Below are 13,376 nucleotides of genomic sequence, written 5' to 3'. Positions count from 1 at the left end.
GCGATATACATTGTGCGCCCATCATGACGGTCGCCATTAATGGCGACCCTACGAACCCCGTAGGGTGCGCATTTATGCGCACCGTGTTACGAATCGCACGAACTTTGATGACGCATTTATGCGCACCGGGATATTGCACCGCTACTTCAACTTCGACGGTGTGACATCTGCTGGAATCGGGCAGATGTAAGGTTGTTCGCGGCGCACGCGTTGGAACTCTTCGCGGCAGCGCGCCAGCGCCTCGTCATCCTGCAACAAGGTTAACGCGGTGGCGGCCATCACTTTGGCCGCCAGGCACATGCCTTTGTGCGCAATAGACGTACGGCCCTGCGCGACCAGCTGCCAGGTGTGCAGCGGCGTGCCGAAAGCAAAGCAGGGCGCAAAGCACTGCGCGGTGGGCGTCACCCAACTCACATCGCCAACGTCGGTTGAGCCGTAAAGCAGCTCGCGCGTGACCGCATAAGGCGCCACCTCATCCATCAGAATCTTATCGCCCAGCGCGTCGGTCCAGGCGACGCCCGCTTCACCGCCGGTGCGTGCCGCATTGAGACGCGCGTTGCGCAGATCGTCTTTGCTCAGCGTGGCACGAATCTCAGCGGCGAACGCCTGCTCCGCTTCGCTGTAGTCAGGCAAACCAAACTGATGCAAATAGCGCTCCATCACGCTTTCCAGCGCGCGATTCGGCACGTAATTGGAGCAGGCTTTATCAAAGCGCACCGTCATCTGCGTGTCGGTCATCAGCGCCGCGCCTTTAGCGATGTTAATCACGCGCTGATAGATATCCTGCGCCTGATCGAGCTGCGGCGCGCGAATCAGGTACAGCACTTCGGCATCGGCTTGCACCACATTGGGGGAGACACCGCCGGTGTTGGTCACCGCATAGTGCAGCCGCGCTTCTTGTACAATGTGCTCGCGCAGGAAGTTAGCGCCGGTGTTCATCAGCGTCACCGCATCCAGCGCGCTGCGGCCCAGATGCGGCGAGTTAGCCGCGTGCGCCGCCACGCCTTTAAAGCGGAAAGCCGCCTGAATATTGGCCAGCGTGCTGAGGTTAAACATGCCGCTGAAGCCTTCGGGATGCCAGGTGACTGCCGCGTCCACATCGTCAAACAAGCCTTCACGCACCATAAAGGTTTTGCCGGAACCGCCTTCTTCGCCCGGACAGCCGTAAAAGCGCAGCGTGCCGCGCTGGCCGTGTTCTGCCCACCAGGCTTTGATGGCGAAGGCGGCGGCTAAACCGGCGGTGCCGAGCAGATTGTGGCCGCAGCCGTGGCCGTTACCGTTCTCCACCAGCGGCTGCGGCGTGGCGCAGCCCGATCGCTGGCTCAAACCGGCTAGCGCATCAAACTCGCCGAGAATGGCGATCACCGGTTTACCGCTGCCGATGCTGGCAACAAACGCGGTGTCGATGTTGCCGACGCCACGCTCCACGGCAAAGCCCTCCTGTTCCAGCGCATCGGCCAGCAGTGCGGCGGATTGCGTCTCTTCAAAGCGGGTTTCCGGCACGTCCCAGATGGCATCGCTCAGGGCAGTAAAACGCGGCTGATGGTGGTTGATATAGTGATTGATAAAATCGCTGTGGCTCATCGTTGGCCTCCAAACTGGGCTTGATTAAGTGCCAGCGTTGCTAGCGTCTGTACTGCGGTAGCCATGATTGCTTCGTCGAAATCGAATCTGGCGTTGTGATGGCCCGCCGCCAGTGCGCAGCCGAAAATCACATAGGAGGATTGGCCGCCGCGCTGCTGCACGCGCTCCAGCATGTAGGTGGCATCTTCGGATCCGGCCGCCTGCTGCTTGGTATCGACCACCGAAGTGAAAATGCCCAACGCCTCGGCCTGCTGGTGGATGAATGCCACCCACGGCTGACTTGGCGTGCAGCTACGTGCGCCGCCCATCAGCTTCACATCGTATTCAACGCCGTACATTGCGGCCGCACCGGCGATTACGCGCAGCGCCTGCTGATAGATATCGTCGTTGACGTCGTTGCTCGCGCCGCGCGTCTCCACCTTCATGAGCGCGTAGTCGGGCACCACGTTGCGTCCGGAGCCTGCCTGTAATACGCCGACGTTAACGCGCGCCACGCCGCCGCTGTGCTGCGGCAAATTGTGCAGCGCCAGTGTGGCCTGCGCCGCCGCCAGCAAGGCGTTGCGGCCTTCTTCCGGTTTGCCGCCGGCATGCGCGCCCACGCCGGTGAATGTGACGTCGAGTTTGGTGGTAGCGAGGAAGCTGTCGCTGCCACACACGATTTCACCGGCAGGCACGCCGGTGCCGAGGTGAATGGCGGTAAACAAATCGACATCATCCACCACGCCCGCGGCGACCATCGCTTTGGCGCCGCGCACGCCTTCTTCAGCTGGCTGGAAGATGATTTTAAGCGTGCCGCTCAGCTGATCTTTCATCTCCATTAATACGCCCGCCAGCGCCAGGCCGATGGTGGTGTGGCCATCGTGACCGCACGCGTGCATCATGCCGGGATTGCAGGAGGCAAAACCTTCGCGCGTCGGCAGATGATCGCTTGCGCGGCTTTCGTTTTGATCGAGTGCATCCATATCAACGCGAAAACCCATTACCGGGCCCGGACGACCGGTTTCCAGCGTCGCCACCACGCCACAAAATCCGCCGGAGAAGTGTGTGATCCACTGCGGCAACGCACCTTGCTCCAGCGCGCGCGCTTCCTGTTGCGCCAGCACCTCATCGGAGGGCAATCCCATGCGCGCGTCGGCATCGATCACCTCGCGGCCGAGCTTGAGTTGATAACCAAGACGATGCAGCTCCTCCGCCACTAAGGTGGCGGTGCGAAACTCCAGCCAGCCTGATTCGGCAAAATGGTGCAGATCGCGCCGCCAGGCCTGCATCTGCGGCACGCGGGCGTTGACACGTTCGGACAGGGTTTTCATCGGCATTTCCTTTGTGTTGATTTTTTATGCATTCACTCGAATCTACACAATGGTTTTGGAGCGCATAAGATGCGAATATCTTGCTACTGATAAACAACGGTTATCACTTCAAACATGTCTGCGAACCTCAAACTTCATCAGCTGCGCGCCTTTGTTGACGTGGCGCGGCAGGGCAGTATTCGTGCCGCCAGCCGTTTATCCGGGCTCTCGCAGCCCGCGCTCACCAAAGCGATTCAGGAACTGGAGCTCACGCTGGGTGCACGGCTGTTTGAACGGCGCCAGCAGGGCGTCACGCTGACCGACATCGGTGATAACTTTTTCCAGCATGCCAGCCTGGTGCTGGAAGAGTTGCGGGTGGCGCAGGAGGATATTCAGCAGCGGCTGGGATTGGCAGGCGGGCGCGTGAATATTGGCGTGGGCGGCAGTATTGCGCGCACCATCATGCCGCATGTCATCACGCAGTTTCATCGCGAGTATCCGCTGGTAAAGGTACGCATTGTTGAAGGCCAACTGGTATCGATGGTGCAGGAACTGCGCCAGGGCGAGCTGGATTTCACCATCAATACCTACGAAAAAAATCATCTCGATCAGGAATTAATTTTTGAACGCTTGATGGAGCGTGACTATCAGGTAGTTATGCGTAAAGGCCATCCGATGGCGCACGCGCGCTCGCTGGCCGAGTTACAACACTGCGACTGGACTATGCCAACGCCGCAGGGCAGCTACTATCGGCTGCTGCACGATCTGTTTGGCGAGCGCGGCATGGCACCGCAAATTGTAGTGACCTGCGAAACCTTTATGGCTTGCACCAGTCTGGTGGCGCAGAGTGACTTCGTCAGTATTATCTCGCGCGATGTGATTGAAGATCCGACGCACGGCGGTCAGCTGATTTCGCTGGAGCTTGACGATCCCTTGCCGAAAGCCACGTTCTATCTGATCCAGCGCAAAGATGCTGCTCTGACGCCGATGAGTGCCTATATGGCGCAGCTGTTCCGCCGCCATTGTCAGCAAAGGTAAGAGTGCGTCCTGGCTCGCAACGGTATAAATAATGCGCACTACACTTGCATCTGGCGTTCCCTTAATGGAGTACAGACCATGCAAGTTACCCCGTATGTGTTCTACAACGGCCGCTGCGAAGAGGCGATTGCCTTCTACCTTGCGGCTACCGACGGCGAGCTGCTGTTTAAGATGACCTATGGCGATATGCCAGATGAAACGCCGGTGGAGGATGAAGGTTGCACTTCAGGCGTGAGCTTTTCACCCGAGCAGATTATGCATGCGCATGTGCGTATCGGGCAGGGCGAAATAATGATGAGTGATGGCGCACCGCAGGCGGAATATGCCGGTTTCTCGGTGAGTTTATCCACGCCGGATGAAGCGCAAGGGAAGCGTTGGTTTGATGCGCTGTCGGCGGGCGGTAACGTCACCAAAAGCTGGGCTCCAACGTTCTGGGCCAACGGTTTTGGGATGTTTACCGATAAATTCGGCGTGCCGTGGATGGTGAATGCGTATAAGCCGCAGATTTAAGGTGGATGCGATTTTCGACAAGGTGCGCATAAATGCGCACCCTACAATGTAGGGTCGCCATTAATGGCGACCGTTCAACCAAGCGCACAATTAATGGCGGCCGTTCAATCAAGCGCACCATTTAATAGCGGCCGCTTTACTCGATTAGAAGTTGTAACCCACCACCAGGTAGTAACCCCAGCCGGTTGATTTCACTTCAAATGGACCGTTGCCGAAGTTCAGCTCCTGGCCGTCAGCCCACTGGCCGCCGTTGTGGAAGTAACGCGCCACGGTTGAAACGTGCCAGTGATCGTAGTTCAGCGACAGAATGTGGCTGGAAGCGATGGAGTTGCTGGTGCGTGAACGATCGGACTCATCACGCAGATCGGAACCCCAGTCAAAGTTGGTAAAGCCGATGTAGCTCAGCTTGCCGCCCCACAGATCGGTAATCGGCACAAAGTATTTCACCTTGAAGCGATAACCATCCCAGCTGTTCTCGTTTGCCGCACCGTAGTTTTCCCACTGGTATTTGGCGTACACGTTGAGCGACAGGCCGATATCGCTGTGCGTATCGATGTCGGTGCCAAGACCCATGTACCAGGTGTTCTGACGGTTATCGCTATTGCGACCCATGTCATAAATATAGTTGTTGGCGAAATACCACTCTTTGAACGGACCAAATGAGAGATCGGTGCCGGTCAGTTTATCAATCGAGAAACGGGGCTCAATTTCCATGAACATCGGCGAACCGTGGTCAAATACGCCATTGGCGTTGCTATTGCCCACGCCAAAGAAGTTGGTCAGATCGAGGTAACCGTAGAAATCGAACCAATCCTTTTTGGTGAAGGCTTCGTATTCGAGGTACACGTCATTATTAAACTGGGGTCCAAAACGGGTATGCGTGCTGCCCACCACGTTAACGCTTTGATGCCACCAATCGGAAAGATACTGCGGATCGCTTTCTGCCGCTTGTGCTGCGCCAGTCAAGCTAGTGGCCAATAAGGCGCCTGCTATCAACGAGTTATATTTCATTATTTTAACCACATGCTTGTGATCGCCGGTCTTGTGCCGCGATCGGGTGAAGTCGATCCCAGGGATGGGCAGTGTGTTGTTGCATCCGGTCTCAAGCGCCAGATTTTCAAGCCCGCGTAATGTGCCTGTAACAGAGGCATAGAAAATAGATTTTGATCACGTTTGTCAAAAAGTGTTGCATTTCGATTCACTGAAAATGTGATCATTATCACAAATAAGCCGTGCGGCGAACGGAACCCCGCAACCGTTTACGTTGTCGCGTACGGCAGGAAATGTGTTTGATGTAGGGAAAGGATGTAGCGGCGCGATTTATCGCGCGTTTTTTGAAGGGGCACCGTGCTCGCTATGAAAATGCGCAATAAATTGCGCCGCTACGGCACGGTGCGAGTTATGGCAAGGTAACGCGCACCTGCAGCCCGGCAATCTGGCCCAGCGCATCATGGCGATTCGACAGCGCAACCTGCATCTGATGTTTCTGCGCCACGCTGCGCACGATCGACAGGCCCAGCCCGCTGCCTTGCGCCTGCACATCAGGCGAACGGGTAAAGCGGTCAAAAGCGCGTTCGATAAAGGATTCCGCCATACCTGGCCCGTTGTCCACAATATCCACCACGGTATGATTCCCCACCCGATGCAGCAGCACATCCACCAAACTGCCTTCCGGCGTATGCAGCATCGCGTTACCGATCAGGTTATCGAACAGGCTACGTAAATCAGAGCGACTGGCGTGCAGGCGATAGTGCGCTGTGCCGTTGAAGCCGATATCAATACCGCGTTTGTCGGCCACCACCATCAGCTGCTCAATGCTCTCTTTCAGCAGACTGTCCAACTCGATGGCTTCCACCGTGGCAACCACCGATTGATCTTCCTGGCGCGAAATGTTCAGCAGCTGCGTGACCAAATGACGCGTCCGGGTGACGCCCGCTTCCAGCTGATCGAACTGGCGACTGGCTTCTCCCGGCTGAATGTGTTGTCGCAGATTTTCCAGCTGCAAGGTCACGGCGGTCACCGGCGTGCGCAGCTCGTGGGCGGCATCCTCAAGGAACTGGCGCTGAGACGACCATGCCGTGCGCAGCTTATCCAGCAACGAGTTGTAAGCCGCCACCAGCGGCAGCACTTCATCCGGCAAGCCATCAGGAGATAGCGTATGCGGATGCAGCGTTTCCTGGGCGGCGATTTGACGCGATGCAACGCGTAAATCACGCGTGATGGCGCGTACCACCAGCCAGATGACGAGCAGCGAAAGCGGCATCATTAATACCAACGGAATGATGGCGGAGAGCGCCCGCTTCAGCATGATGCTTTTCATGTAGCCGATGTTGTGCAGCACCTGGATATTGCCAATTTCGCTGCCCAATTCGCCGGGACGCGTATAGACGCGCCATTCGCAGTCATCGCCACAATCACCCACTTTCAGGTCGTGCCAGCCATTTTTGCTTTGCAAGGGGGCATGCAGATCGGGCCACGAGCTGGCACGCAGCCGGTTATTGGTGTCCCACAGCTGGACAATGTAGGTGCTTTTCAGCTTTTCGGTATTCATCACCATCGGCATCAAGGCGGGCATACGCTGGCTGCTGGACCAGGCATCGGCGATCTTAGCAAGCTGATCGTCCTTCATGGTGCCCATCATGTCGCCGTAGCAGTGATAGAAATACCAGGTGACGCCGCCGATCATCGCCAGGTGCAGAATCACCAGCGTGGCGAGCAGTTTGTTACGCAGTGAGCGCATAAAGGTGAAAGGTTTCATATTGCCGGTACTCGCCAGCCGAGTCCGCGCACGTTGCGGATCACTTCGTTATCCAGCTTACGGCGCATGCCGTGAATTAATACATCAACGGCGTTGCTGCTCACTTCTTCGCCCCAGCCATAAATACGGTTCTCTAACTGCTCGCGCGACAGGATGGCGCCCGGGCGCTCCAGAAGCGCGTAGAGCAGGGCATATTCGCGCGCGGTAAGCTGCTCGCGCTGGCCTTTGTAGAGGACTTCACGCGTCATGATATCAATCTGCACGTCGCCGCTGCCCAGCAGGGAATCCGCCGCACCGTGGCGACGTCGGGTAATGGCGCGCATGCGCGCCAGCACTTCTTGCAGATCAAAGGGTTTCAGCAAATAGTCATCCGCACCGCTATCCAGCCCCTGAATACGTTGCTGCACGGTATCGCGTGCGGTAAGCACCAGCACGGGCGTCATGTCACCGCGCGTGCGCGCACGGCGCAGCACCTGCAGGCCATCTTCACGCGGCAAGCCCAAATCCAATAACACGCAGGTATAGCCGCCTTCGGCCCAGGCATTGCTGGCAAACACGCCATCACGCACCCAATCCACCGACCAACCTGCCGCTTCCAGCGCTTGCTGCAGGTTGGCGCCAATCATTTCGTCATCTTCTACCAGCAGCACACGCATGATGTTCTCCAACTTAACTGAGCGCAGTTTACCGTTGTTTTCTTAGCGCAGAATTACCCTGTTTTTTGCCTTGCTAATTCTGCGCTAATTTTCCGCTAATTAAGGGATAAATTTAACGCGCTACAGTAGCTGCACTGGACATATCGTCAAAGCAGGAGAATCCCATGAATCAGCGCGAATTTATCCGTAGTTTGCTGGACTGGATAGAAAATAATTTAGGACACGATTTGCATCTGGATGAAGTAGCACGCCGCTCGGGATACTCCCGCTGGCATCTGCAACGTCTGTTTCGTCAGCACACCGGGTTTTCTCTGGCAGAGTACATTCGCCAGCGCCGGCTGACTGAGTCAGCACTCACGCTTATCAACAGTGACGAAGCAATTTTGCAGGTGGCGATGAGCTACGGTTTTGATACGCAGCAGGCTTATACCCGTACATTTAAAAATTATTTCCTTGTGACGCCAGGCCAGCTGCGCCGTCAGCGCCGCGTTGAGCCGGATCGGCTGCTGTTCCCACTGGCGATGGCGAGTTGAAATACTTATTCCGATATTTCTCAGAGCACGCTTCGTAGCGGCGCAATTCATTGCGCAATATCTGGATGGGCAATCAGGCGCCATTGATACGTGCGATAAATCGCGCCGCTACGAAATGTGCAGCGATGGACTTATTACTGGTTTAGCTTTTAATCTACGGTTCTCACTTATCTAGCCCACCAGAGAACATGGATAACAGCGACAATCTCACCGCCATGATGCTGTTTGCACGCGTAGTGGAACGGCAAAGCTTTAGTGAAGCCGCTCGTACTTTAGGCGTCTCCAAATCTCACGTCAGCCGTGAAGTGGCCCGGCTGGAAGTGCGGCTCGGTATCAAGCTGCTGCAGCGCACCACGCGTAAAGTGGTGCTGACGGAGCTCGGCCAGGCTTACTATCCTTTTTGTACGCGTATGCTGGCAGAAATGCATCGCGCCGATGCGTTTGTGCAGCAGGTGCATCAATTACCGGCGGGCAACGTGCGCTTGCAAGCACCGATCACCTATGGCTGCCAATGCGTGGTGCCGACGCTCAATGACTTTATTCGTCGTCATATTCATATCAATGTCGATCTTGACCTCACCACCCTTGATGATCCGCAGCCCAGTGCCGATGTGGCGATCGTGATTCGCGCGCGCGCGCCTGATGCGGCCAATTTTCGAGAACTCAGCAGCATCGATTGGGGCTTGTACGCCACGCCGGATTATCTGGCGGCGCACGCAGCTATCGACCATCCCGAACGTCTGATGCGCCACGATCTGCTGCTGTTTCACGGACCGGCGCATACCGCAGCGCTGCCGTTTCGGCGCGATAAGCAACGGTTAGCGCTGGATGTGCGCAGTCGCTTCCGCGCCAATAACAGCATGGCGCTGCTGAATGCCGCGCTGGCGGGCACGGGCATCGCTTATCTGCCGGCCTATATGACGCAGGAAGCGTTGGCGCGCGGTGAAATTCAGCAGGTGCTGCCGGAGTGGCAGATGGATCGCCTGCACAGTTATCTGCTGCTGAAAGAGCAGCCGCAGCCCTCCTCACCGGTAACGTTATTATGCGAGGCGCTAATTAATGCCCTCGGCAGTCGCTGATTGTTGTTTGCTGGCAACAATATTGCGCTGCCTGGCAATTATCACTGCAACGCTGTTCTCTGCCAGAAGTCACTGTTAGCCTGCTAAAAAAGCAAAAAACAGGGATATCACCATGCAACAACCTTCAATCGCGTTAGCGCCCGAACAGCAACACTGGAAGCGAAATTTAGTAGTCTGCGTGCTGGGTTCATTCAGCACCATCGTGGCGATGACGCTGCTGTTGCCGTTTCTGCCGCTCTACGTGCAACAGCTCGGCGTGCAGGAGCCGGCGGCGATTGCGCGCTGGTCAGGTGCGGCCTATGGCGCCACCTTCCTCAGCGCCGCGTTGACCGCGCCGCTGTGGGGCAAGCTGGCCGATCGCTATGGTCGCAAACTGATGTTAATCCGCGCCAGCCTTGGCATGGCGATTGCCATGTCGCTAATTGGCATGGCCACCGCGCCGTGGCAGCTGGTGGCGCTGCGTTTGCTGGCGGGATTACTTGGCGGCTACGCCTCAGGATCGACCATTCTGGTGGCAGCGCAAACGCCGAAAGAGCAAACCGGCTGGGCGCTCGGTATTTTATCGTCCGGCATTATGGCCGGTAACGTGGTGGGACCGCTGCTGGGCGGGGTATTGCCGCCGCTGATTGGCATTCGCCATACTTTCTGGTTGACGGGCGCGGTGATTTTCCTCGCCTTCCTGGCGACCACCTTTTTGCTGAAAGAGGTGCCACGTGCTGCTGGCAAAAAAACACAGCAGAGCGCAGCCGACGATGAAAAGTCGCTGAATCTGCCCGTAGTGCGCTTGATGTGGCTGTCGGGTATGTTGCTGATTTTCGCCAATATGTCGATTGAACCGATTATCACGCTGTACATCGGCCAGTTTGTCAGCGGCGATCACGCGGTAACGGTCACTGCCGGATTGGTGATGGCGGCAGCGGCGCTCGGCAGCATTCTTTCCGCGCCACGTTTAGGAAAGCTGGCCGACCGCGTTGGACATGGTCGCGTGCTGGTGTATGGATTAATAGCGTGCGCGCTGTTGCTGATCCCGCAGGCATTTATCAGTGAAGCCTGGCAACTGGTGGTGCTGCGTTTTCTGATGGGCATGGCGCTGGGTGGCTTGATGCCGTGCGTCACGGCGTTGATTCGTCACAGCGTACCGCAGTCGCAGGTGGGGAAGATGCTGGGCTATGCCACCTCGGCGCAGTATGTCGGCCAGGTTTCAGGTCCGCTGTTCGGCGGTTTTATCGGTGGTGCATTTGGCATGCGCCCGGTGTTCCTGGCGACCTGCGTAATCATGGCGCTGTGTGCGCTGTTAAACGCACGGGTGCTGCGTAAACGTTAACCGTAGGGTCGCCATTCATGGCGACCGTTATGATGGGCGCACCGCAAGTTTGTGCGATTTTTGCAAAGGTCACCATCAATGGCGACCCTACAAAAAAGGCGGACTTCACAGTCCGCCTTTCTCATTACTTCAATGCGAAAACTTACTTCAATGCGAAAACTTACTTCGCATCTGGCAGTGCATAGGCAATCACATAATCACCCAGCTTGGTGCCAAACGAACCGTGACCGCCGGCAGCGATAACAACGTACTGCTTGCCATCTACTTCATAGGTCATCGGCGTTGCCTGGCCGCCCGCTGGCAGACGCGCCTGCCACAGCATTTCACCGGTGTTGGTATCGAACGCACGCAGGTAGTTATCTGCGGTAGCACCGATGAAGAACACGTTACCGGCTGTGGTGATTGGGCCGCCCAGCATTGGCATACCCATTTTGAACGGTACTGGCACTGGCGCGCTATCGCGTACCGTACCAATGCGTTTTTTCCACACGGTTTCGTTAGTTTTCAGGTCAACCGCTGAGACATAGCCCCAGGCCGGTTGCTTACACGGCAGACCAAACGGTGACAGGAACGGATTCAGCTCCACGCCGTACGGAACGCCGTACTGTGGCTGGATACCGGTTTCAGTACCTGAACCGCCTTTGTCGTCCGCCGGCGGCTCGATCGGGTTGCCCGGACCGCGCGGAACCAGCTTAGAGACAAACGGCAGCGCCATTGGGTTAGCAATCGCAATCTGACGATGTGGATCAACCGCGATACCGCCCCATTCGAACATGCCCAGGTTACCCGGGAACACCAGCGTACCCTGCTCAGACGGCGGAGTGAACGGACCTTCATAGCGCAGACGCTTGAAGATCACGCGGCACACCAGCTGGTCATACATCGTCGCGCCCCACATGTCCTTGTCCGTCAGATTATTTTTCGGACGGAAGGTCAGTTCGGAGTACGGCTGCGTAGGCGCTACGTGGTCGCCTTTAGCGGCGCCCTGTGGAACCGGGGTTTCCGGTGCAGGGACAACCGGCTCACCGGTACGGCGATCCAGCACAAAGATGTTACCGGTTTTCGCCGGAGCATAAATGACCGGGACGGTTTTGCCATCTTTATCGGTGATATCGGCCAGCGTCGGTTGAGACGGCAGGTCCATATCCCACAGATCGTGATGCACGGTCTGATACGACCACACCAGCTTACCGGTAGTAGCATTCAGTGCCAGCACGCTGCTCGCATAACGCTCCTGCTCTGGAGTACGGTTGCCGCCCCAGATATCTGGCGTTGACACACCCATTGGCAGGTAAACGATATCCAGTTTCGGATCGTATACCGCCGGCGCCCACGAGTTCGGTGAGTTCATGGTGAAGGTGTGTTCATCGGCAGGAATCGCGTTAGGATCTTTCGCGCCTGGATCGAATACCCACAGCAGTTTACCGGTGTTAACGTCAAAACCACGAATGGCGCCAGACGGCTCACGGGTTGAGTAGTTATCGGTCACCGCACCGGCCACCACGATGGTGGTATCGGTAATCACTGGCGGAGAGGTCGGCTCATATTGACCTGGGGTCAATACCGGCTGCTTGTGCTGCAGATCCAGTTCACCGTTGTTGCCAAAGGCGGCACAACGTTCACCGGTTTCCGCATCCAGCGCAAACATACGACCGTCGTTTACCGGCAGGTAAATGCGGCGTGAGCACAGCGCAGGTTGGGTGTTAGACGCATCGGCCGCAGCAGGCACTTCGTGGTAAGAAACGCCACGGCAGGTAACGTGCTGGAAGGTTGGATTTGGCTTCAGGCCCGGATCAAATTTCCACTTCTGCTTACCGCTTTTCGCATCCAGCGCAAACAGAATCTGGTGTGGCGAGCACAGGTAAAGCGTGTCGCGGATTTTAATTGGCGTGACTTCGTCGGTAATCTCACCCGGATCGTTCGGGGTTTTCATATCGCCGGTTTGGAACTGCCAGGCAACCTGCAGTTCTTTCACGTTGCCGCTATTAATCTGCTTCAGCGGTGAGAAACGCGTGCCTTGCTGATCGCGTGCATAAGCAGGCCAGTCAGCATCATCGATTTTGCTTAACGGCTGCGCCTGCGGGGCATTGGCTGCCGCTGCTGGGATTTCACCGTTCAGCTCTTGCGGATCGTGGAATACCGCCCACGCCAGCACCAGTGCGCTGGCAATCAGTGCGACGGCCATCAGACCCAATGCACCTTTGCTCGGCTGGTTCAAACCGCGATAAACAAACGGCAGAATCAGCCAGATGCCGAAGATCACCAGCACATCGGTACGCGGTGCCAGCGCCCAGAAGTCGAAGCCGACTTCCCATACGCCCCACACCAGCGTTGCCAACAGCAGCAATGCGTACAGCAGAAGTGCTGAGCCGCTACGGCGCCACAGCAGAACAGCGGTGATCAACATGATCACACCGCCAATAACGTAGTACCAGGAACCTCCAATGGCGGCTAACCAAACGCCACCAACCAGCATAAACGCGCCTGTCAGCAGTGCAAAAAACACTGTGAGAAAACGGATTACGCCAAAAGATGAGGAAGCTTTCCCCATAATATTGACCTCTTTCTTTGCCATAAAAAACTAAAAAGGAAACAACGCGTTGGG

The 13,376-nt window shown here is 56.8% G+C and carries 11 protein-coding genes; 5 read left to right on the top strand and 6 right to left on the bottom strand.

Annotated features, from left to right (window positions below):
- Positions 1-141: 141 nt before the first annotated feature.
- Together CRO19_RS06875 and CRO19_RS06870 are read right to left on the bottom strand one after the other, a co-directional pair.
- Positions 142-1,584 carry a M20 family metallopeptidase gene (locus CRO19_RS06875; protein ID WP_097095175.1) on the bottom strand — a complete coding sequence of 481 codons (1,443 nt, stop codon included), beginning with the start codon at positions 1,582-1,584 and terminating at the stop codon, positions 142-144.
- Complete coding sequence (locus tag CRO19_RS06870; protein ID WP_097095174.1) at positions 1,581-2,894, bottom strand: amidohydrolase; 1,314 nt, start codon at positions 2,892-2,894, stop codon at positions 1,581-1,583. Before CRO19_RS06870 ends, CRO19_RS06875 begins: the two co-directional genes overlap by 4 nt.
- A gap of 114 nt (positions 2,895-3,008) precedes the next feature.
- On the opposite strand from CRO19_RS06870, the gene CRO19_RS06865 reads away from it, so the two are divergent.
- Together CRO19_RS06865 and yjdN are read left to right on the top strand one after the other, a co-directional pair.
- Positions 3,009-3,911 (top strand): LysR family transcriptional regulator, encoded by a 903-nt coding sequence (locus CRO19_RS06865; protein ID WP_097095173.1) that lies wholly within the window; start codon positions 3,009-3,011, stop codon positions 3,909-3,911.
- A gap of 78 nt (positions 3,912-3,989) precedes the next feature.
- A complete protein-coding gene (gene yjdN / locus CRO19_RS06860) occupies positions 3,990-4,421 on the top strand; it encodes a VOC family metalloprotein YjdN (protein WP_097095172.1) in 432 nt (143 codons plus the stop codon).
- Positions 4,422-4,565: 144 nt separating this feature from the next.
- Here the strand turns inward: yjdN and CRO19_RS06855 are convergent, their stop codons facing one another.
- The 3 genes from CRO19_RS06855 to CRO19_RS06845 all read right to left on the bottom strand — a co-directional run bounded on the left by CRO19_RS06855 (position 4,566) and on the right by CRO19_RS06845 (position 7,835).
- Complete coding sequence (locus tag CRO19_RS06855) at positions 4,566-5,432, bottom strand: nucleoside-specific channel-forming protein Tsx (protein WP_097095171.1); 867 nt, start codon at positions 5,430-5,432, stop codon at positions 4,566-4,568.
- A 388-nt stretch (positions 5,433-5,820) separates the two neighbouring features.
- Positions 5,821-7,179, bottom strand: a complete 1,359-nt coding sequence (locus CRO19_RS06850) for a sensor histidine kinase (protein ID WP_097095170.1) — start codon at positions 7,177-7,179, stop codon at positions 5,821-5,823.
- The gene (locus CRO19_RS06845; protein WP_007888511.1) at positions 7,176-7,835 is read right to left on the bottom strand and encodes a response regulator; all 660 of its coding nucleotides are present in this window, start codon (positions 7,833-7,835) and stop codon (positions 7,176-7,178) included. Before CRO19_RS06845 ends, CRO19_RS06850 begins: the two co-directional genes overlap by 4 nt.
- 164 nt (positions 7,836-7,999) lie before the next feature.
- On the opposite strand from CRO19_RS06845, the gene CRO19_RS06840 reads away from it, so the two are divergent.
- The 3 genes from CRO19_RS06840 (at position 8,000) to CRO19_RS06830 (ending at position 10,771) form a co-directional block, all read left to right on the top strand.
- The gene (locus CRO19_RS06840) at positions 8,000-8,368 is read left to right on the top strand and encodes a helix-turn-helix domain-containing protein (protein ID WP_007888509.1); all 369 of its coding nucleotides are present in this window, start codon (positions 8,000-8,002) and stop codon (positions 8,366-8,368) included.
- Positions 8,369-8,556: 188 nt separating this feature from the next.
- Positions 8,557-9,447, top strand: coding sequence for a LysR family transcriptional regulator (locus tag CRO19_RS06835; RefSeq protein WP_097095169.1), 891 nt, complete (start codon positions 8,557-8,559; stop codon positions 9,445-9,447).
- Positions 9,448-9,559: 112 nt separating this feature from the next.
- Positions 9,560-10,771 (top strand): MFS transporter, encoded by a 1,212-nt coding sequence (locus CRO19_RS06830; RefSeq protein WP_097095168.1) that lies wholly within the window; start codon positions 9,560-9,562, stop codon positions 10,769-10,771.
- Between the two features lie 160 nt (positions 10,772-10,931).
- Here the strand turns inward: CRO19_RS06830 and CRO19_RS06825 are convergent, their stop codons facing one another.
- Positions 10,932-13,322, bottom strand: coding sequence for a glucose/quinate/shikimate family membrane-bound PQQ-dependent dehydrogenase (locus tag CRO19_RS06825; protein ID WP_097097604.1), 2,391 nt, complete (start codon positions 13,320-13,322; stop codon positions 10,932-10,934).
- Positions 13,323-13,376: the final 54 nt, after the last annotated feature.

It is taken from the genome of Candidatus Pantoea floridensis, from assembly GCF_900215435.1.
Taxonomy (GTDB): Bacteria; Pseudomonadota; Gammaproteobacteria; order Enterobacterales; family Enterobacteriaceae; genus Pantoea; species Pantoea floridensis.
Note: the sequence above shows the minus strand (reverse complement) of the source record. Positions and strands in the feature narration are given on the sequence as shown.